Source organism: Hydrogenophaga sp. (genome assembly GCF_019264445.1).
GTDB lineage: Bacteria > Pseudomonadota > Gammaproteobacteria > Burkholderiales > Burkholderiaceae_C > Hydrogenophaga.
On record NZ_JAHVAB010000063.1, the window covers coordinates 32,774 to 50,595 of the forward strand.

Below are 17,822 nucleotides of genomic sequence, written 5' to 3' on the forward strand. Positions count from 1 at the left end.
ATGTCCGCAGACCACAACACCCCGACCAGCGAACCCCGCACCAAAGCCGGCGGCACTGTCCGCAAGGCGGCCGACAAGTCGGCCCGCACCCGCGCGCGCGAGTTTGCGCTGCAGGCCCTGTACCAGCACCTGGTCGGGCGCAACGCAGCGATCGACATCGACGCCTTCACCCGTGACCTCGCCGGTTTCCACAAGGCCGACAGCGTGCACTTCGACGCCTTGCTGCATGGCTGCGTTGCCGAAGCCGACGCGCTCGACGCGCTCATCACGCCCCGGCTGGACCGCCCGCTGGCCGAGCTCTCGCCCATCGAACGCGGCGTGCTCTGGATTGGCGCCTACGAGTTCCAGCATTGCCTGGACGTGCCCTGGCGCGTCGTGCTCAACGAATGCATCGAGCTGGCCAAGTCTTTCGGTGGCACCGACGGCCACAAGTACGTCAACGGCGTGCTGCACCAGCTGGCCTCCCAACTGCGCCCGGCCGAAGTGGCTGCCTCACCCGCCGCCGCACGCAAGCCCGCCCCATGAGGATCGCCCAGCGCGCGCAGCGCGTGGAACCGTTCTACGTGATGGAGCTGGCCAAGGCCGCCTCTGCCATGGCCGAGCAAGCGCGTGAGGGCGATCGGGCGATGATCTACCTCAACATCGGTGAGCCCGATTTCACAGCGCCGCCCGCCGTCATGGCGGCGGCCGAGCGCGCCATTCGGGGCGGCCGCAGCCAGTACACGCAGGCCATGGGCCTGCCCGCGCTGCGCGAGGCCATCAGCGGCTGGTATGCGGCGCGCTTCGGCCTGAACATCGATCCTGCGCGCATCGTCGTCACCGCAGGCGCATCGGCCGCGCTGCAGCTCGCCTGCCTGGCGCTCATCGAAGCCGGTGACGAAGTGCTGATGCCCGACCCGAGCTACCCCTGCAACCGGCAATTCGTGCAGGCTGCCGAGGGCCGCGCCGTGTTGATCCCTTCGGGCCCCGAGCAGCGCTTTCAGCTGAGCGCGCAACAGGTGGAAGCCGCGTGGTCCGGCGCCACGCGCGGCGTGTTGCTGGCGTCCCCGTCCAACCCCACGGGCACCAGCATCGCGCGCGACGAGCTCGAGCGCATTGCCCGCTTCGTGCGCAGCCGCCAGGGCATCACGCTTGTTGACGAGATCTACCTCGGTCTGAGCTACGAGGAAGCCTACGGCCACAGCGCGCTCGGCTTGCCCGATGGCCTCGGCGACGAGGTCATCAGCATCAACAGCTTCTCGAAGTACTTCAACATGACGGGCTGGCGCCTGGGCTGGCTCGTGTTGCCGCCGGCCCTGGTGCCCGCTGTGGAGCGGCTCGCCCAGAACCTCTTCATTTGCGCCAGCACCATCGCGCAGCACGCCGCGCTGGCCTGCTTTGAGCCCGACAGCCTGGCCGAATACGAACGCCGGCGTCACGAGTTCAAAGCCCGGCGCGATTACTTCATTCCCGAGCTCAACCGGCTGGGTCTGACCGTTCCCGTGATGCCCGACGGCGCGTTCTACGCCTGGGCCGACGTGACCGGCCTGTGCCAGCGCTGGGGTGTGCCGCCCGCGGGCGCGCGGCCCGACGAAGGCGGCAGCTGGGCCCTCGCGTTCGAGCTGATGAAGCGCTGCCAGCTGGCCACCACGCCCGGGCGCGACTTCGGCCTGGCCGCGCCGGGGCGCTACCTGCGTTTCTCCACCGCCAATGCCATGGCCCAGCTCCAGGAAGCCGTGGCCCGCCTGGAGCATGCCCTGTGAGCGAACAGGCCGCGTTCACTTGGCCCGTGCGCGTGTACTGGGAAGACACGGACGCGGGCGGCATCGTCTTCTACGCCAACTACCTGAAGTTCTTTGAGCGCGCGCGCACCGAATGGCTGCGCCAGCTGGGCATCGGGCAACAGGCCCTGCGCGACGAGGTGGGCGGCATGTTCGTGGTGAGCGAAACGCAGGTGCAGTACCACCGGCCGGCGCGTCTGGATGATTTGCTTCTGGTTACAGCCCGCGTCCGGGATGCCGGCCGGGCCTCGCTGACAATCGAGCAGCGCGCGTTTCTGCAGCCGGCGCAGGCCGACTTGCCCCCGCTGCTGCTCTGCGAAGGCACCATCCGCATCGGCTGGGTCGATGCCCGGCACCTGCGCCCCCAACGCATTCCGGCCCAGGTACTGGCCGCGCTGCAGGCGCCACGTTGACCGTTCGCCGCGAAACTTTTTTTTCATCCACCGCCTCCGAACACCCATGACCCAAGATCTCTCCATCGTTCAATTGATGCTCAACGCGAGCTGGGTGGTCCAGGCCGTGGTGGTGTTGCTGCTCACGGTCTCGGTCATGAGCTGGGCCGCGATTTTCCGCAAGGTGTTCGCACTCAAGCGCGTGCGCGCCCTCAACGAAGACTTCGAACGCGAGTTCTGGTCGGGCACCAACCTCAATGACCTGTACGCCGGCGCCGCGCAGAACGCCCGGCGCGGCGGGCCCATGGAGCGCATCTTCGCCAGCGGCATGCGCGAGTACCAGAAACTGCGCGAGCGCCGCATCACCGACAACGGTGCCTTGCTGGACGGCGCGCGCCGCGCCATGCGCGCGAGTTTTCAGCGCGAATTCGACGTGCTCGAGACCAACCTGTCTTTCCTGGGCTCGGTCGGTTCCGTGTCGCCCTATGTGGGCCTCTTCGGCACGGTGTGGGGCATCATGCACGCCTTCACCGGGCTGGCTGCGCTGGCCCAGGTGACGCTGGCCACCGTGGCGCCCGGCATTGCCGAAGCGCTGGTGGCCACGGCCATCGGCCTGTTCGCCGCCATTCCGGCGGTGGTGTTCTACAACCGCTTCTCGCACGACATCGACCGGGTGGCCAACGCCATGGAGACCTTCATGGAAGAGTTCTCCAACATCCTGCAGCGCAACCTCGGCGCGCAGGCCCAGACCGCATCGGGGCACTGAGCCATGCCCGCCGTCTCCTCACGCGGCCGCGGCCGCCGCACCATCAACGAGATCAACATGGTGCCCTTCATCGACGTGATGCTGGTGCTGTTGATCATCTTCATGGTGACCGCGCCCCTCATCACGCCGAGCCAGATCGCGCTGCCCAGCGTGGGACAGGCCGGGCGCCAGCCTGACCGCTTCGTGGCGGTGGTGATCGACAAGGACGAGCAGATCAAGGTGCGCGAAGGTTCGTCGAGCGACGAGCCTCAGTCGGTCGCCCTGAGCCAGCTGGTGGTGCGCGTGCAGCAGCTGCAGTCCCTGCGCGGCACCCCACCTGAAGGCGGCGTGCCGGTGGTCATCAGCGCCGACAAGAACGTGAAGTACGAAGCCGTTGTTCGCGTGATGGACACCTTGCAGCGCGCGGGCATTGCGCGCGTCGGCCTGTCCGTGCAAACCTCGCGCTGAAGCCCTGACACCCATGCAATCGACCGCCGACCACCTCGACCTGGCACCGCCGCGCAACGGGCGCTGGCTGGGCCCCATGGGTCTGGCGCTGATTGCGCACGGCCTGCTGGTCGTGGCCCTCACCTGGGGCGTGAGCTGGCAGAACGATGCGGAGCCGGTGTCTGTGGAGGCCGAGCTGTGGTCGCGCACGCCCCAGCAGGCAGCGCCTCGCGCGGTCGAGCCACCGCCCCCGCCGCCTGCACCGGCGCCCCCTCCAGCCCCCGCACCCAAACCCGCACCAGCGCCCGCCCCGGCACCGCCACCGCCTGGCCCGACGCAGGCCGAGATTGCCACCGCCCAGGCGAAGAAGAAGGCCGAGGCGGAGAAGAAGGAACGCGAAGAAGAGGCCAGGAAAGTGGCCGCGGCCAAGGCGGCCGAAAAAGCGGCGGCCGAGAAAAAGGCTGCGGCGGAGAAAGCGGCGGCCGACAAGAAACTGGCCGCAGAAAAAGCCGCTGCCGAGAAGGAACGCCAGCAGAAACTCGCCGCCGCAGAAAAGCGCGAACAGGAGCGCAAGGAAGCCGCAGAGGAGAAGCGCAATGCCGAGCTCCGCGCCGACCAGATCAAACGCATGATGGGCCAGGCCGGCGCCAGCGGTGGCCCGCAAAGCACCGGCACCGCCCAGCAGTCCAGCGGCCCCACACCGGGCTATGGCGCGAAGGTGGCCGCGCGCATCAAGCCCAACGTGGTGTTCACCGACGTGGCGCCGGGCAACCCGCGCGCCGAGGTGGAGGTGCGCACCCAGCCCGATGGCACGATCACCTCGCGCCGCCTGGTCAAGAGCAGCGGCAACCCCGACTGGGACGAAGCCGTGCTGCGCGCCATCGACCGCACCAGCACCCTGCCCAAGGACACCGACGGCCGCGTGCCCTCCTCACTCGTGATCGGCCTGCGCCCGCTCGACTGATCAAAAAACGTCTCCGGCGCACATGCCCGACCCAGAAGTGCCACGGAACCGGCTTTGCCGGGCCGTAGGCACTGTCCCCCCTCAGGGGGGAAGCCGCGCAGCGGCGCAGGGGGGAGCCTTCTAATCAAACACAATCTCGGCCCGCCGTTCGTGCGCTTGCGCCGTCCAGCTGGCCAGCGCGGCATCGGTGGGGAAGAACAAGGCCCGGTCGTCCAGCTGCAGTTCGCACTGCGCGCCTTCGCGCAGCAGCGCCAGACGCACCGGCAGGCCGCGCACCAGCTCACCTTGCTCGGTGAACTCGCGCTTCGGAGGGAATTCGCGCACCAGCTCGGCAATGGAAGGCGCGGTGCCGTTGACAGCGACGCGCAGGTACTTGCCGAAGCGGCAGCGGGCCGCAGCCAGGTCCCAGACCTGCTGGATCTTCAGCCGCACGCCACCTGAGAAACGGTCGGGCTGCGCCACCGCCTGCACGATGATGAGCTCGTCGTCCTTGAGCAGGTTGCGGTGCGCGTTGATGAGGTTTTCATCCGCACTCGTTTCAAACACGCCCGTCTTGTCGTCCAGCTTGAACAGCGCGAGCTTGCCGCGCTGGCCGTTGATGACGCGGAAGTCGGTCACGATGCCCGCGAGGATCACCGGATCACGGCTCTCCACCACATCGCCCAGCGGCGTGCGCGCAAAGCGGCGCACTTCACGCTCGACTTCGTCAAACAAGTGGCCCGAGAAGTAGAAGCCGATGGCGGTCTTCTCCAGCGTGAGGCGTTCTTTCACGCCCCAGGGTGTGGTCGCTACCAGATCGGGCTCCTGCGTGCTGGAGCCGTGGTCGTCGTCGCCCATCATGTCGAACAGGCCGCCCTGGTTGGCGTTGGCCAGGCTGGCCGCGGCGAACTCGAAAGCGCGGTCCACCGAAGCCAGCATCTCGGCCCGGTTGAGGTGCAGGGAATCGAAAGCACCGGCCTTGATGAGCGCTTCCACTGTGCGCTTGTTCAGGCGCGTGCGGTCCACGCGAACGCAGAAGTCGAACAGGCTCTTGAACGGCCCGCTGTCCTGGCCACGCGGGCCTTCGCCGCGACCCTCGCGCGCCGCCACGATGGCTTCGATCGCTTGCTGCCCGGTGCCTTTGATGGCGCCGAGCCCGTAGCGGATGGACTTGTTGCTGATGGGCTCAAACCGGTAGAAGCCCCGGTTCACATCGGGCGCCTCAAACGCCATGCCCATCTTCTGCGCATCTTCGAACAGCACCTTGAGCTTGTCGGTGTCGTCCATTTCCACGGTCATGTTGGCGCAGAAGAACTCGGCGGTGTAGTGCACCTTGAGCCAGCCCGTGTGGTACGCGAGCAGGGAGTATGCGGCGGCGTGCGACTTGTTGAAGCCGTAGCCGGCGAACTTCTCCATCAAGTCGAAGACTTCGTCGGCCTTCTCCTGCGTGATGCCGTGGGTGGCCAGGGCACCCGCACGAAACTTCTCGCGGTGCTCGGCCATTTCCTCGGCCTTCTTCTTGCCCATCGCGCGGCGCAGCAAGTCGGCGCCACCGAGCGAGTAGCCGCCCAGGATCTGCGCGGTCTGCATGACCTGCTCCTGGTAGACCATGATCCCGTAGGTCTCGGACAGCATCTCGGCCACGGCCGGGTGCGGGTACTCCACCTCTTCGCGGCCGTGCTTGCGGGCCACGAAGCTGGGGATCAGGTCCATCGGGCCCGGGCGATACAGCGCGTTGAGCGCGATCAGGTCTTCCAGGCGCGAGGGCTTGGCGTCCTTGAGCATGCCTTGCATGCCGCGGCTTTCAAACTGGAACACGGCTTCGGTCTGGCCGCGCGAGAACAGTGCGTACACCCGCGCGTCATCCAGCGGCACGTCCTCGAAGCGGAAGTTCTCCTGCCCCGGGTGACGCTTCATGATGAGCTCGCGCGCGATCTCCAGAATGGTCAGCGTGGCCAGGCCCAGAAAGTCGAACTTCACCAGGCCAATGGCCTCCACGTCGTCCTTGTCGTACTGGCTCACCGCGGACTCGCTGCCCGGCTGCGCATACAGCGGGCAGAAGTCGGTGAGCTTGCCCGGTGCAATCAGCACGCCACCGGCGTGCATGCCGATGTTGCGCGTCATGCCTTCGAGCTGTTGGGCGAGCTCGATCAACGTCTTGACGTCGTCTTCCTTCTGGATGCGCTCGGCCAGCACCGGCTCCATCTCGATCGCGTAGTTGTTCTTGTCGCCGTCTTTCTTCGGCACGGGCGGGTACTGCAGCGTGACCGACATGCCCGGCTTGTTCGGGATCAGCTTGGAGATGCCGTCGCAGAAGCCGTACGAGAAATCGAGCACGCGACCCACATCGCGAATGGCCGCGCGCGCCGCCAGCGTGCCGAAGGTGGCGATCTGGCTGACCGCGTCCTTGCCGTACTTGTCCTTGACGTAGTCGATCACGCGGTCGCGGTTGGTCTGGCAGAAGTCGATGTCGAAGTCGGGCATGGACACCCGCTCCGGATTCAAGAACCGCTCGAACAGCAGGTTGTACTGAAGTGGGTCCAAGTCGGTGATCTTCAGCGCATAAGCCACCAGCGAGCCTGCACCCGAGCCCCGGCCGGGGCCCACCGGGCAGCCGTTGTTCTTGGCCCAGTTGATGAAGTCGCCCACGATCAGGAAGTAGCCCGGGAACCCCATCTTCAGGATGGTGTTGATCTCGAACTCCAGGCGCTCCACGTAGCGCGGCCGCTCGGCGTCGCGCCGGGCCACGTCGGGAAACAGGTGCGCCAGGCGCTCTTCAAGGCCTTCAAAGGAGGACTGCCGGAAGAAGTCCGACATCGGCATGGGCACGCCGTCGATCAGGGGCGTGGGGAAGTTGGGCAGCTGCGGCTTGCCCAGCGTGAGCGTGAGGTTGCAGCGCCGCGCAATCTCCACCGAGTTGGCCAGCGCGGACGGTACGTCGGCAAACAGCGCCTGCATTTGCGCGGTGCTCTTGAAGTACTGCTCGCGCGTGAAGCGGCGCACGCGGCGGTTGTTGCCCAGAATTTCGCCTTCGGCAATGCACACGCGGGCTTCATGGGCCTCGTAGCCGTCGGCGTCGAGAAACTGCACCGGGTGCGTGGCCACCACCGGCAGGTGGAGCCGGGCCGCGAGCTGCACGGCCTGCGCCACGTGGCGTTCGTCGTCTGCGCGGCCCGCGCGCTGCAGCTCGATGTAGAAGCGGTGCGTGAACATCGTCGAGAGCTGCAGGGCAATGTCTGCGGCGCGCTGGGCATCGCCCTGCAAGAGCGCCTGCCCCACCGGGCCAGCCTGCGCACCCGAGATCAGGATCAGCCCCGCGTTGCACTCCTGCAGCCAGTCGCGCTGCACCAGTGCCTGGCCGCGGCCGGCATTGCGCGTCCAGGCGCGCGCCAGCAACTCGCTCAGGTTGAGGTAACCCTGCATGTCCTGCACCAGCAGCAGCACGCGTGGTGCGGCGGGCTGGTGGCTGCCGGGCATGGCGCCGGGGGTCTCTTCGGTGAAGCCTTGCAGCATGACCTCGGCGCCGATGATGGGCTTGACGCCCACGCCCCGCGCCGCCTTGTAGAACTTGACGGCGCCAAACAGGTTGCTGAGGTCGGTGATGGCCAGCGCGGGCTGGGCGTCGGCGGCGGCGGCGGCCACCACGTCGTCGATGCGGTTGGTGCCGTCAACGACGGAGAATTCGGTGTGCAGGCGCAGATGGGTGAACATCGGGCCATTTTAGGAGCCGCGGCGGCGGCGCCAGGCTCAATTCGGGGGTGGCATTTCGTCTTTCAAAATGCCCAGCACCTCGGAGCGAAACTCGCGGAAATAAAGAATGGCCACCACCGCCAAGGTGGCGATCACCATGGCCAGCGGCGAGATGAACCAGGCCAGCGCCGCAAACGAAAAGTAGTACGCCCGCAGGCCATCGTTGAAGGTTTCAGCGGCGGCACCCACCATGGCGGCTGCCCGCTGCGCGAAGGCAGTCCGGTCGTGCTTGCCGGCATCAAAATCCTCGGCCGGCGGCATGGCGCCAATCACCAGCGCCACAAAGGTGTACTGCCGCATGCACCATGAAAAGCGGAAGAAGGCGTACACGAAGATCGCGACCATCACGAGGATCTTGAACTCGAAAACGATCAGGGTCGTGGTCTGCGCAAACGGGATCTCGCTCATGAGTTCGGTGGCCTTGTCGGTGGTGCCCAGCAGGGCAAACAAGCCGCCGATCACGAGGATGGACGTGGACGAGAAGAAGGCCGGCGTGGTGGAGAGCGTCTGGGTGATCACGCCGTCGAGCATGCGCGGATCGCGCGCGGTGGTCTGCGTCATCCAGTAGCCGCGGTAGCGGTTGGTGGTGTGGATGAGCGAGCCCATTCGTCGGCCCCACTCGCGCGCAAACCACGCATAGCCGACCCACAAAGCCAGAAAGCAGACCAGCGCGAGCCAGTCTGCCCAGGGAATGATGCTGAGGAACTTCATGCCCGGATGCTACCCGCACACCCAGCGGCGGTGCGGGCAGCGGCTGGCCTTGAACGAGGGAAGGTCAGGCCTTGAACTTCGCGGCCGTGGCGGCCACGCGCTGGCCAAACAGCTTGGCCGTTTCGAGGTCGCCCGGCAGCATTTCGTTGGCACCGGCATCCGACGGGCTTTGCGCCATCGCGCCGCTGAACGAGCCGACGTAGTTCACATCGTTGCGCTGGGCGGCCTTGCTGTTGCTGGGCATCAGGCCGGTGCCGACCCAGATGCCACTGTGTTGCATGGCCAGGGTGAACAGGTAGTGCAGCGTAGACAGCTTGTCGCCGTTCATGGTGGCGCTGTTGGTGAAGCCGGCAAAGATCTTGTCTTTCCATTGCTGGCCAAACCAGGGCTTGCTGGAGGCATCGGCGAACTTCTTGAACTGCCAGCTCACGCTGCCCATGTACGTGGGCGAGCCCATGATGATCGCGTCGGCAGCGGCCAGCGTTTCCCAGCCGCCTTCGGGCAGGTTGCCATCGGCATCGATGGCGAGCAGTTCGGCGCCAGCGCCCTCTGCCACCGACTGCGCCATGCGCTGCGTATGACCGTAACCCGAGTGATAAACCACAACAACTTTGGACATGATTGGACTTTCTGTTGAAGGAAAAAAACGCAGCGCCGCGGCGCCGCGTGCGGAGAAACTGGAATCTACGGCTCAGGCAGCCGTGCGGCGGCCGTCAATGCTGAATGCCCCCGGACCGAACGCGGCAAAGGCGAGCAGACCACCGGTGATGGCAATGTTCTTGAAGAACATCAGCTGCTGGACCATCTGCTGCTCGGCCGGCACGGCCCAGAAAGCGTGGAAGAAGTAGCTGGCCACCAGCGTGAACACGGCCAGGGCCAGCGCGGCGTAGCGGGTGCGAAAGCCGATCAGCAGCGCCAGACCGCCAAACAACTCGATCACCAGCGCAATGGCCACGCCCACCTGCGGCAGCGGCAACCCCATGGCGGTGGCGTAGCCCACGGTGCCGGCAAAGCCGGCAATCTTGCCGAAGCCGGCCGGGATGAAAACGATGGCCAGCAGGATGCGGCCGATCAGGGCCAGGGGGTTTTGCAGAGCGTTCATGGTGAGTCCTTGGAAAAAAGAAAGGTGGAAGGAAAGGGAAATCAGGCGGCCAGGTCGAAGACGAGCACTTCGGCGTCCTGGCCATTGGCGAGTTGAAGCTGGCTTTCGCCAGCGAGCACGGCGGCGTCACCGCCCTTGAGGCGCTGGCCATTCACGTCCAGCTCGCCGCGCACCAGGTGCACATAGGCCTTGCGTGCCGGGTTCAGCGTCAGCTCGGCCGTCTCCTGGCCGTCGAGCAAGCCGGCATACATGGACGCATCGGCGTGAATGGTGACCGAGCCGTCCTTGCCCTCGTTGGAGGCCACCAAGCGCAGCTGGCCGCGCTTCTGGTCGTCGGAAAAGCTCTTCTGCTCGTAGCCCGGCTCGATGCCGCGCACGTTGGGCTCGATCCAGATCTGCAGGAAATGCGTGGTGCTGTTGGGCGCGTGGTTGAACTCGCTGTGGCGCACGCCACTGCCCGCGCTCATGCGCTGGACGTCCCCCGGGGGAATGCCCTTGACGTTGCCCATGCTGTCCTTGTGCGCCAGGTTGCCCTGCAGCACGTAGCTGATGATTTCCATGTCGCGGTGGCCGTGCGTGCCGAAGCCGGTGCCCGGGGCGATGCGGTCTTCGTTGATCACGCGCAGGTTGCCCCAGCCCATCCAGGCGGGGTCGAAGTAGTCGGCAAACGAGAACGAGTGGTGGCTCTTGAGCCAGCCGTGGTCGGCGTAGCCGCGGGCATCGGAGCGTCGAATCTGGAGCATGGTGGATTCCTTTCCGTCGTCGGTGGGGCTGGCCGGTTCACCGGGTCGGTGGCGGCTGGCATGGGGTGAATTCTGGGCCGGTGACACGCCTCTGTGGCTGCACGGATTTGATGGCATCATTCAAATTATTTGAATGACAGGAACGCCCGACACCATGGCCAACTCATCCCCCCGCGCCGCCCTGTCCCCGGAAAACCTCGGCTTGCTCGACGCCGTGGCCCGACTGGGCAGCATGGCCGCAGCCGCCCGAGAGCTGGGCATGGTTCCCAGCGCCCTCACCTACCGCATCCGGCAGATCGAAGACGCGCTCGACGTGCTGCTGTTTGACCGCAGCGCGCGCCGCGCGGCGCTCACACCGGCAGGCGCCGAGCTGCTGCGCTCGGGCCAATACCTCTTGAACGAGCTGGATGCCGTGGCGCAGCGGGTCAAGCGCGTGGCCACCGGCTGGGAGCCCCAGATCACCATCGCCGCCGACGCGATCGTGGCGCGCGCCACGCTGTTCGAACTGTGCGAGGCGTTTTATGCCGAAGGCGCTCCCACGCGGCTGAAGCTGCGCGCTGAAACGCTGTCGGGCACGATCGAGGCGCTGCAGAGCGGCCAGGCCGACATTGCGCTGGGCGTGCCCAGCGAGCTGGCGCTCTCCGAATTCCAGTCGGCGCCCATGGGCACGCTGTCGTTCGTCTACGCCGTGGCCCCGCACCACGCGCTGGCCGCCGCCACGCACAGCCTGGGCGACGAAGAGCTGCGCGAGCACCGCGCCGTGGCGGTGGCCGACAGCACCCAGCGCGGGCGCGGCGTCACCCACAACCTGCTGCCGGGGCAGGACGTGCTCACGGTGCCCACCATGCAGCACAAGCTCGAAGCGCAACTGCGAGGGCTGGGCGGCGGTTTTTTGCCCCTGTCGCTGGCGCAGCCCTTCATCAACGCCGGGCGGCTGGTGGTGAAAACCGTGCAGCGCCCCAACCGCAGCCTGCGCGTCTCGTACGCCTGGCGCCAGTCGAGCGGCGCCGCCGACACCGGCCGAGCGTTGCGCTGGTGGCTGGACCGCCTGCAGCACCCCACCACGCGCAGCGCGCTGCTCAATAACCACCACCAGATTTGACAATCCCGCCGCGCAGCCCGCGCACCGCTGCTACAGTCGGTCACACCTTCCCCACCAACGCGCACAGAGACATGAAGAACACCAAAAACCCTCGCGCAATCGCAGCGCCCTCCCCCCGATCCCGAGCCGGCAAGGCTGTTGCCACTCCGCTGCATGTGGCGGTGGTCGGCGGTGGCATGGCGGGGGTGGTGTGCGCGCGCACGCTGGTGCAGGCGGGCCACCGCGTGACGCTGTTCGAGAAGAGCCGGGGCTTTGGCGGGCGCATGGCCACACGCCGCACCGAATTTGGTGGCTTCGACCACGGCGCGCAGTACTTCACCGTGCGCGATGCGCGCTTTGAGACGGCACTGCGCAGCAACGCCACCGCCGTGGTGCGACCCTGGAGCGCCAGCACCGTGCGCGTGCTCGACGAACTCGGCCGCGTGCTGGCCAGCGCGCCACCGCCCACCGAACCCCACTTTGTGGCCTCGCCCGGCATGAGCGCGCTGGTCAACCTGTGGGCGCAGCCGCTGGCCCAACCCGCCATGCACGGCAACCTGCTCGCGCGCACGCTGCTGGACACGCGCGTCACCCGCGTGGAGCGCGATGCGCTGCACCCGGAGCAATGGCAATTGCGCTCGGAAGACACCCAGGGCGGCCAGCAGGTGCTGGGTGGTTTCGACCGCGTGGTGCTCGCCATGCCGCACCCGCAGATCCATGACCTGCTGCTCGCTTCCGGTCTGGCGCCCGAGCTGCGCCAAGCCCTCACTGCCGTGCACGTGGCGCCCTGCTGGACGCTGATGGTGGCCTACCCGCAAGCCATGCAGCCGGGCCTGCCCCACCTGGGCCCGCAGTGGAATGCCGCGCGCAGCACGCACCACCGCATCAGCTGGCTGGCGCGCGAATCCAGCAAGCCCGGGCGCGACCCGATCGAACGCTGGACGGTGCAGGCCAGCCCGGCTTGGTCGACCAAGCACCTGGAAGACGACGCCGAACGCGTCAAGGCCAAACTGCTCAAGGGCTTTGCCGAAATCACCGGCATCCGTGCCACGCCCACCCACGCGGTGGCGCACCGCTGGCGCTTTGCGCAGACGCAGACCCCGCTGGGCAAAAGCCACCTGTACGACAAGGCGCTGGGCATCGGCGTGTGTGGCGACTGGTGCCTGGGTCACCGGGTGGAAGACGCATTTGTGTCCGGTCTGGAAATGGCGCTCACGGTCGCGTGAGGCGGCGCGTTCCCATTGCGTTGGGCCGCGCCCGGCGATAGCCCCACCCGCCCCCCTGGATGGCCACCTACCGGGGCCGCTTTGCCCCCTCTCCCACAGGTCCCCTGCATGCTGGCTCGCTGGTGGCGGCGCTCGCCAGCTGGCTCGACGCGCGTGCCCATGGCGGCATCTGGCTGGTGCGCATGGAGGACGTGGACACGCCGCGTTGCGTGCCGGGCATGGGCGCACACATCCTCTGGCAGCTGGCGGCCTGCGGGCTCGTGAGTGACGAGCCGGTTGTGCAGCAATCGTCGCGGGGAGCGCTCTACCAGGCTTCGCTGGACCAGCTGATCGCACAAGGCAACGCCTACCCCTGCGGCTGCTCCCGCAGGGACATCGAAGCCGCGCTGCAGGCCGCCGGCGTCACGCGCGAACGGCACCACGCCGCGGTCTACCCCGGCACCTGCCGGCCCGAGCGGGGAGGCCTGCAAGGCAAGCCTCCCAGGGCGTGGCGCTTCGCCATCGAGCCGCATCGCGCGCTTGTGCACTGGTCCGACACTCGCCTGGGGCCCCAAACGCAGAACGTGGCCACCGAAGTGGGCGACTTCATCCTCAGACGCGCGGACGGTCTGTGGGCCTACCAGCTCGCGGTGGTGGTCGACGATGCGGATCAGGGCATCACGCACATCGTCCGTGGCGAGGACCTCGCCGACAACACCCCGCGCCAGCTCCTGCTGCAGCGCGCGCTGGGCCAGCCCGAGCCGTATTACCGGCACACGCCGCTGGTGCTCGGTGACAACGGCGAGAAGCTGAGCAAGCAGAACGGCGCGCAGCCTTTTGATGCGGACCACCCGCTGGCCGCGCTGCAGCAGGCAGCGCAGGCGCTGGGCTTGCCCCCGGCACCGGGCTCGGGCGTGAGCGAAGCGCTGCGGCACTGGGTGAGTGCCTGGTCGGCCTGATGCAGCGCGCCGCCTAAAATCCAGCGCTCCCCCGCTCGTTTCAGGCCCTCCATGACCGATCCCCGCCACGCCCAGCCCCGCCCCGCACCCGCCGACACGACCTTCATGCGCGAGGTCAAGAGCTACGTGCTGCGCGCCGGCCGCATGGGCCCGGGACAGGCCCGCGCCTTCGAGCAACACGGCCCGCGCTTTCTGCTGGGCTACGCACCCGGGCCATTCGACGCCGCTGCCGCGTTTGGAAGGCAGGCGCCCTTGATCATGGAGATCGGCTTTGGCATGGGCGGCGCCACCGCGCACATCGCATCGGTGCGGCCGCAAGACAACTTTCTGTGCTGCGAAGTGCATGAGCCCGGTGTGGGCGCCCTGCTCAAGCTGGTCGGCGAACAGCAGCTGGAAAACATCCGGATCTTGCGGCACGACGCCGTCGAAGTGCTCGACCACATGCTGGGCGAAGCCAGTCTGGATGGCGTTCACATCTTCTTCCCCGACCCTTGGCACAAGAGCCGTCACCACAAGCGCCGCCTGATCCAGGGGCCGTTCGTGAACCGGCTGGCGCACCACCTGAAGCCCGGCGGCTACCTGCACCTGGCCACCGACTGGGAGCCCTATGCGCAGCAGATGCTCGAGGTGCTGAGCGCAGAACCGCTGCTCGCCAACACGGCCGCCGCCGGCAGCGAAGGCTTCGTGCCCAAGCCCGACTACCGCCCGCTCACCAAATTCGAAAACCGTGGCCTCAAGCTCGGCCACGGCGTGTGGGACCTCGTGTTCCGCCGGGTCTGACGCGCACACCTGCTGGCCGCCATGGGGCGCCCACCCAAAAACGCTGCCATTCCCTCACGCCGTGGCGTGTCGGCCAGCTGCGTGGCGCTGCCCAGCGACAAGCCCGCGCGTTGGGGGGATCTCATTGAATTCCTCGCCGAGCGCCTGAGCGCGGTGTCGCACATGGCCTGGTCCCAGCGCATGGCGCGTGGGGAAGTGCTGGACGAGGCGGGGCAGCCGCTGCCTCCCGATGCGCCCTTTCGCCCTGGCACCCGGGTCTACTACTACCGCGAGCTCGACGACGAAACCGAGGTGCCGTTCGAAGAAGCGGTGATCTACCAGGACGACCACCTGCTGGTGGCCGACAAGCCGCACTTCCTGCCGGTGACGCCCGGCGGGCGCTACGTGCAGCAGAGCCTGCTGGTGCGCCTGAAGAACCGGCTGGGCATCGACAGCTTGAGTCCCATTCACCGCATCGACCGCGAAACCGCGGGCTTGGTGCTCTTCAGCCTGCGCCCGCAGGACCGTGCGGCTTACCAGGCGCTGTTTCGCGAGCGCAGCGTGCACAAGGTGTACGAGGCCATCGCGCCTGACAGCACCGCCCACCGCTGGCCTGTGGTGAGGCACAGCCGCATCGTGGAGGAAGACCAGGCCTTCTTCCGCATGGTCGAGGCCGCGGGTGAGCCCAACAGCGAAACACACGTGGACCGCCTGGACACGCGCGGTACTTGGGCCCGCTACCGGCTTGAGCCCGTGACGGGCAAGCGCCACCAGCTGCGCGTGCACATGAACGCACTGGGCCTGCCCATCGCCGGCGACCAGTTCTACCCGCGCGTGCTGCGCGGGCCGGACGAGCCCGAGGATTTCTCCGATCCGCTGCGCCTGCTGGCCCGGCGCATCGCCTTCACCGACCCCGTCACGGGCGAGGCCCGCGAGTTTGACAGCCGGTGGAGGCTCGACTGGCCGGCCTGAAACCTCAGACCTTGAGCTCGCGCGCCGTGATCTGGTACTTGAAATCGTCGGGCGCGTAAGAGTCCAGCCGCTGGCCGCCCGTCTCGCCCACGGGGTACATGAAGAAGCCCAGCTCAGGGCCTTGCGCCTGCGGCAGCTTCACGTCGTGCGCCATGTTCCAGGCCATCCAGTTGCCTTCCCAGCCGCCAAACAGCGCGCGGTTCACAGGGGTCACCACCGGGTGCTGCGTCGTCTTGATCCACTCCGGCGTTTCCAGACGCATGACCTTGGCCACATCGGCGGGGTCCATGGCCACCCATCCCCGTCCACTCAGGTGCACCTCGGCCCGGCAATGCTGCGCCCCCTTGAGGCTGGCGGAGTTGCCGCTGAGCTCCTTGTAGCCAAAGGCCGACGGGGCGAGGCGGATGCCGTAGACGTCCCGGGCAGGCAGCCCTGCCGCACGGCACAGGCCGACAAAGATGGCATTCAGGTCTGCGCATTTGCCACCCAGGTTGCCGGTCTCCAGCATGGTCTTGATGTCGCCCTCACCGCAGCCGCGCACCTTGGGCTCGCGGTAGGTGTTGGCCACCACCCAGTCGTAAATCTGGCGGGCCTTCTGCTCATCCGTGCGCGCGCCCCGCGTGGCCTTGAGCGCGGTCTCGCGCACGATACCGTCGGTGGGCAGCAAGGCGGTGGGCTGCGTCCAGAAACGCAGGCTGGTCGCATCTTCGGTGGCCGCCGATGTCTGCGCGAAATCGGCTGCGCGGTTGCGCGTCTGCACACGGCTGGTGAGCTCGACAAACGGCGCAGGACCGCTGGCCGGGAACTGCACGTGCAACATGCGCGCGCCGTAGTGGCGGTCTTCGGTCAGGCGCGCGGTGCCGTTGGTGCGGAATTCGTTGGTCAGCGAGGTCTGCCAGTCGCTCTCGACGGAAGGCAGTGGCAGCCAGACCTGTGAGGCCCCACGGGGCACGTCGATGTCGACACGCGTGGTGACGTCAAACGTGCGCCACGCGCCCGGCTGGGGATTGAACTCGCGCTGGGCGGCACCGGCCTGGGCGAACGCTCCAGCGGCGTGGAACATGGGGGAAGCGGCGGCCACGGTCGTGGCGGCGCGCTGCAGGAACAGGCGGCGATCGGGGGTCATGTAGAGAGCTCCGGAATGTGGAAAAACCGGCGGAACCACACACACAGGGTGCGATGCATCGCCTTGAGGGGTCACGGAAAGCGCTGCTTGCCGTGGGAGGCCGATTATGGCGCTCGCGTGGTCCGGGTGCGCCGCGGCACGGTCAGGCCGCCATCACCCGTTCGACCCAGCCCAGCGCTTCGCGGCTGCTCCAGTCCACCTCGCCGCGCACGCGCTCCCGTGCGTTGCCCCGGCGGTCGATCAGCACCGTGGTGGGGAACACGCGTACGCCCCAGTTGCGCGCGTGTTCGCCCAGCGGGTCCAGCCACACGGGCAGGCTCAGGCTGGTCTGTGCGACGAAACGCAAGGCACGCTGCGGTGGCTCCTTGAAGTTGAGCGCGATGACCGCCAGCCTGTCCTCGCCGAGCAACGCGGGCAAGTCCTGCAGCAGCGGCATCTCTGCGCGGCACGGCTCGCACCAGCTGGCCCAGAAGTTGAGCAGCACCGCCCGGCCCTTGAGATCGACGAGACGCACGGCCTGCCCCTGCAGGTCCAGCGTCGCCAGCGCCGGCGTGGGGGTGCCGCGAGGCCACGCGCTGCGTTCAAACGCAGGGGCTGCACCGGTTGCCCCCGCCACCGCCGGCAGGCCGGCAGCGGCGAGACCGCCGATGCAGGCACCCATCCATTGCCGGCGGTTCAAGGCGTTCACAGCCGCTCGGCCACCCACGCCTGAACCGACTGCAGCGCCTTGGGCAGGCCGCTGGCATCGGTGCCACCGGCCATGGCCATGTCGGGCTTGCCGCCGCCCTTGCCACCCACCTGCTGGGCGACAAAGTTCACCAGCTCACCGGCCTTGACCTTGCCCATGCTGTCGGCGGTCACGCCAGCGGCCAGCTGCACCTTGCCGCCGTCCACCGCGGCCAGCACGATGGCCGCCGTCTTGAGCTTGTCCTTGAGCTTGTCGAGGGTGTCGCGCAGCGTCTTGGCATCGGCGCCATTGAGCACCGCCGCCAGCACCTTGATGCCTTTGACGTCCACCGCCTGCGCGACGAGCTCATCGCCCTGGCTCGAAGCCAGCTTGCCCTTGAGCGCGGCCACTTCCTTTTCCAGCGCCTTCACCTGTTCCAGCGTCTGGCCGATGCGGGTGT

20 protein-coding genes are annotated in these 17,822 nt (G+C 67.6%); 12 read left to right on the plus strand and 8 right to left on the minus strand.

Features of this window, described 5'->3' with window-relative positions; genetic code table 11:
• Genes nusB through tolA form a run of 6 tightly spaced genes read left to right on the plus strand, consistent with a single transcriptional unit; the run spans position 1 to position 4,308 of the window.
• Positions 1-525, plus strand: coding sequence for a transcription antitermination factor NusB (gene nusB, locus KXJ60_RS13255; RefSeq protein WP_291128291.1), 525 nt, complete (start codon positions 1-3; stop codon positions 523-525).
• Positions 522-1,742 (plus strand): pyridoxal phosphate-dependent aminotransferase, encoded by a 1,221-nt coding sequence (locus KXJ60_RS13260; protein WP_291128294.1) that lies wholly within the window; start codon positions 522-524, stop codon positions 1,740-1,742. Before nusB ends, KXJ60_RS13260 begins: the two co-directional genes overlap by 4 nt.
• The gene (gene ybgC / locus KXJ60_RS13265; protein WP_291128297.1) at positions 1,739-2,173 is read left to right on the plus strand and encodes a tol-pal system-associated acyl-CoA thioesterase; all 435 of its coding nucleotides are present in this window, start codon (positions 1,739-1,741) and stop codon (positions 2,171-2,173) included. The genes KXJ60_RS13260 and ybgC overlap by 4 nt, the downstream gene beginning before the upstream one ends.
• Before the next feature lie 46 nt (positions 2,174-2,219).
• Complete coding sequence (gene tolQ / locus KXJ60_RS13270) at positions 2,220-2,918, plus strand: protein TolQ (protein WP_291128300.1); 699 nt, start codon at positions 2,220-2,222, stop codon at positions 2,916-2,918.
• Between the two features lie 3 nt (positions 2,919-2,921).
• Entirely contained in the window at positions 2,922-3,365 is a 444-nt protein-coding gene (locus KXJ60_RS13275; protein WP_291128302.1) for a biopolymer transporter ExbD, read from the plus strand.
• A gap of 13 nt (positions 3,366-3,378) precedes the next feature.
• Positions 3,379-4,308, plus strand: coding sequence for a cell envelope integrity protein TolA (gene tolA / locus KXJ60_RS13280; RefSeq protein ID WP_291128304.1), 930 nt, complete (start codon positions 3,379-3,381; stop codon positions 4,306-4,308).
• Positions 4,309-4,428: 120 nt separating this feature from the next.
• Here the strand turns inward: tolA and dnaE are convergent, their stop codons facing one another.
• The 5 genes from dnaE to KXJ60_RS13305 all read right to left on the minus strand — a co-directional run bounded on the left by dnaE (position 4,429) and on the right by KXJ60_RS13305 (position 10,593).
• Positions 4,429-7,998: a DNA polymerase III subunit alpha gene (dnaE, locus tag KXJ60_RS13285; protein WP_291128307.1), complete on the minus strand. Its 3,570-nt coding sequence runs from the start codon at positions 7,996-7,998 to the stop codon at positions 4,429-4,431.
• A gap of 36 nt (positions 7,999-8,034) precedes the next feature.
• Positions 8,035-8,748 (minus strand): DUF599 domain-containing protein, encoded by a 714-nt coding sequence (locus tag KXJ60_RS13290; RefSeq protein WP_291128309.1) that lies wholly within the window; start codon positions 8,746-8,748, stop codon positions 8,035-8,037.
• 64 nt (positions 8,749-8,812) lie between these two features.
• Positions 8,813-9,367 (minus strand): flavodoxin family protein, encoded by a 555-nt coding sequence (locus tag KXJ60_RS13295; protein ID WP_291128311.1) that lies wholly within the window; start codon positions 9,365-9,367, stop codon positions 8,813-8,815.
• Positions 9,368-9,439: 72 nt separating this feature from the next.
• On the minus strand, positions 9,440-9,850 hold the full coding sequence (locus KXJ60_RS13300; RefSeq protein ID WP_291128313.1) for a DoxX family protein: 411 nt from the start codon (positions 9,848-9,850) through the stop codon (positions 9,440-9,442).
• 41 nt (positions 9,851-9,891) lie between these two features.
• Positions 9,892-10,593, minus strand: a complete 702-nt coding sequence (locus KXJ60_RS13305; RefSeq protein ID WP_291128315.1) for a pirin family protein — start codon at positions 10,591-10,593, stop codon at positions 9,892-9,894.
• Here KXJ60_RS13305 and KXJ60_RS13310 point away from each other — a divergent pair.
• The 6 genes from KXJ60_RS13310 to KXJ60_RS13335 all read left to right on the plus strand — a co-directional run bounded on the left by KXJ60_RS13310 (position 10,592) and on the right by KXJ60_RS13335 (position 15,569).
• Positions 10,592-10,726, plus strand: a complete 135-nt coding sequence (locus tag KXJ60_RS13310) for a hypothetical protein (protein ID WP_291128318.1) — start codon at positions 10,592-10,594, stop codon at positions 10,724-10,726. The genes KXJ60_RS13305 and KXJ60_RS13310 overlap by 2 nt on opposite strands.
• A gap of 21 nt (positions 10,727-10,747) precedes the next feature.
• On the plus strand, positions 10,748-11,695 hold the full coding sequence (locus KXJ60_RS13315; RefSeq protein WP_291128321.1) for a LysR family transcriptional regulator: 948 nt from the start codon (positions 10,748-10,750) through the stop codon (positions 11,693-11,695).
• A 71-nt stretch (positions 11,696-11,766) separates the two neighbouring features.
• Entirely contained in the window at positions 11,767-12,900 is a 1,134-nt protein-coding gene (locus KXJ60_RS13320; protein ID WP_291128325.1) for an FAD-dependent oxidoreductase, read from the plus strand.
• Between the two features lie 59 nt (positions 12,901-12,959).
• Positions 12,960-13,838 carry a tRNA glutamyl-Q(34) synthetase GluQRS gene (gene gluQRS / locus KXJ60_RS13325; RefSeq protein WP_291128327.1) on the plus strand — a complete coding sequence of 293 codons (879 nt, stop codon included), beginning with the start codon at positions 12,960-12,962 and terminating at the stop codon, positions 13,836-13,838.
• Positions 13,839-13,889: 51 nt separating this feature from the next.
• Positions 13,890-14,618: a tRNA (guanosine(46)-N7)-methyltransferase TrmB gene (gene trmB / locus KXJ60_RS13330; RefSeq protein WP_291128330.1), complete on the plus strand. Its 729-nt coding sequence runs from the start codon at positions 13,890-13,892 to the stop codon at positions 14,616-14,618.
• Positions 14,619-14,639: 21 nt separating this feature from the next.
• Positions 14,640-15,569, plus strand: coding sequence for a pseudouridine synthase (locus KXJ60_RS13335; protein WP_291128333.1), 930 nt, complete (start codon positions 14,640-14,642; stop codon positions 15,567-15,569).
• Between the two features lie 4 nt (positions 15,570-15,573).
• Here KXJ60_RS13335 and KXJ60_RS13340 read toward each other — a convergent pair whose 3' ends face one another.
• The 3 genes from KXJ60_RS13340 to KXJ60_RS13350 all read right to left on the minus strand — a co-directional run.
• Complete coding sequence (locus tag KXJ60_RS13340; RefSeq protein ID WP_291128336.1) at positions 15,574-16,695, minus strand: transglutaminase domain-containing protein; 1,122 nt, start codon at positions 16,693-16,695, stop codon at positions 15,574-15,576.
• Positions 16,696-16,837: 142 nt separating this feature from the next.
• On the minus strand, positions 16,838-17,383 hold the full coding sequence (locus KXJ60_RS13345; protein ID WP_291128339.1) for a TlpA disulfide reductase family protein: 546 nt from the start codon (positions 17,381-17,383) through the stop codon (positions 16,838-16,840).
• A partial coding sequence (locus KXJ60_RS13350) for a DHHA1 domain-containing protein (RefSeq protein ID WP_291128342.1) occupies positions 17,380-17,822 on the minus strand: 443 nt, incomplete at its 5' end. The genes KXJ60_RS13345 and KXJ60_RS13350, both read right to left, overlap by 4 nt.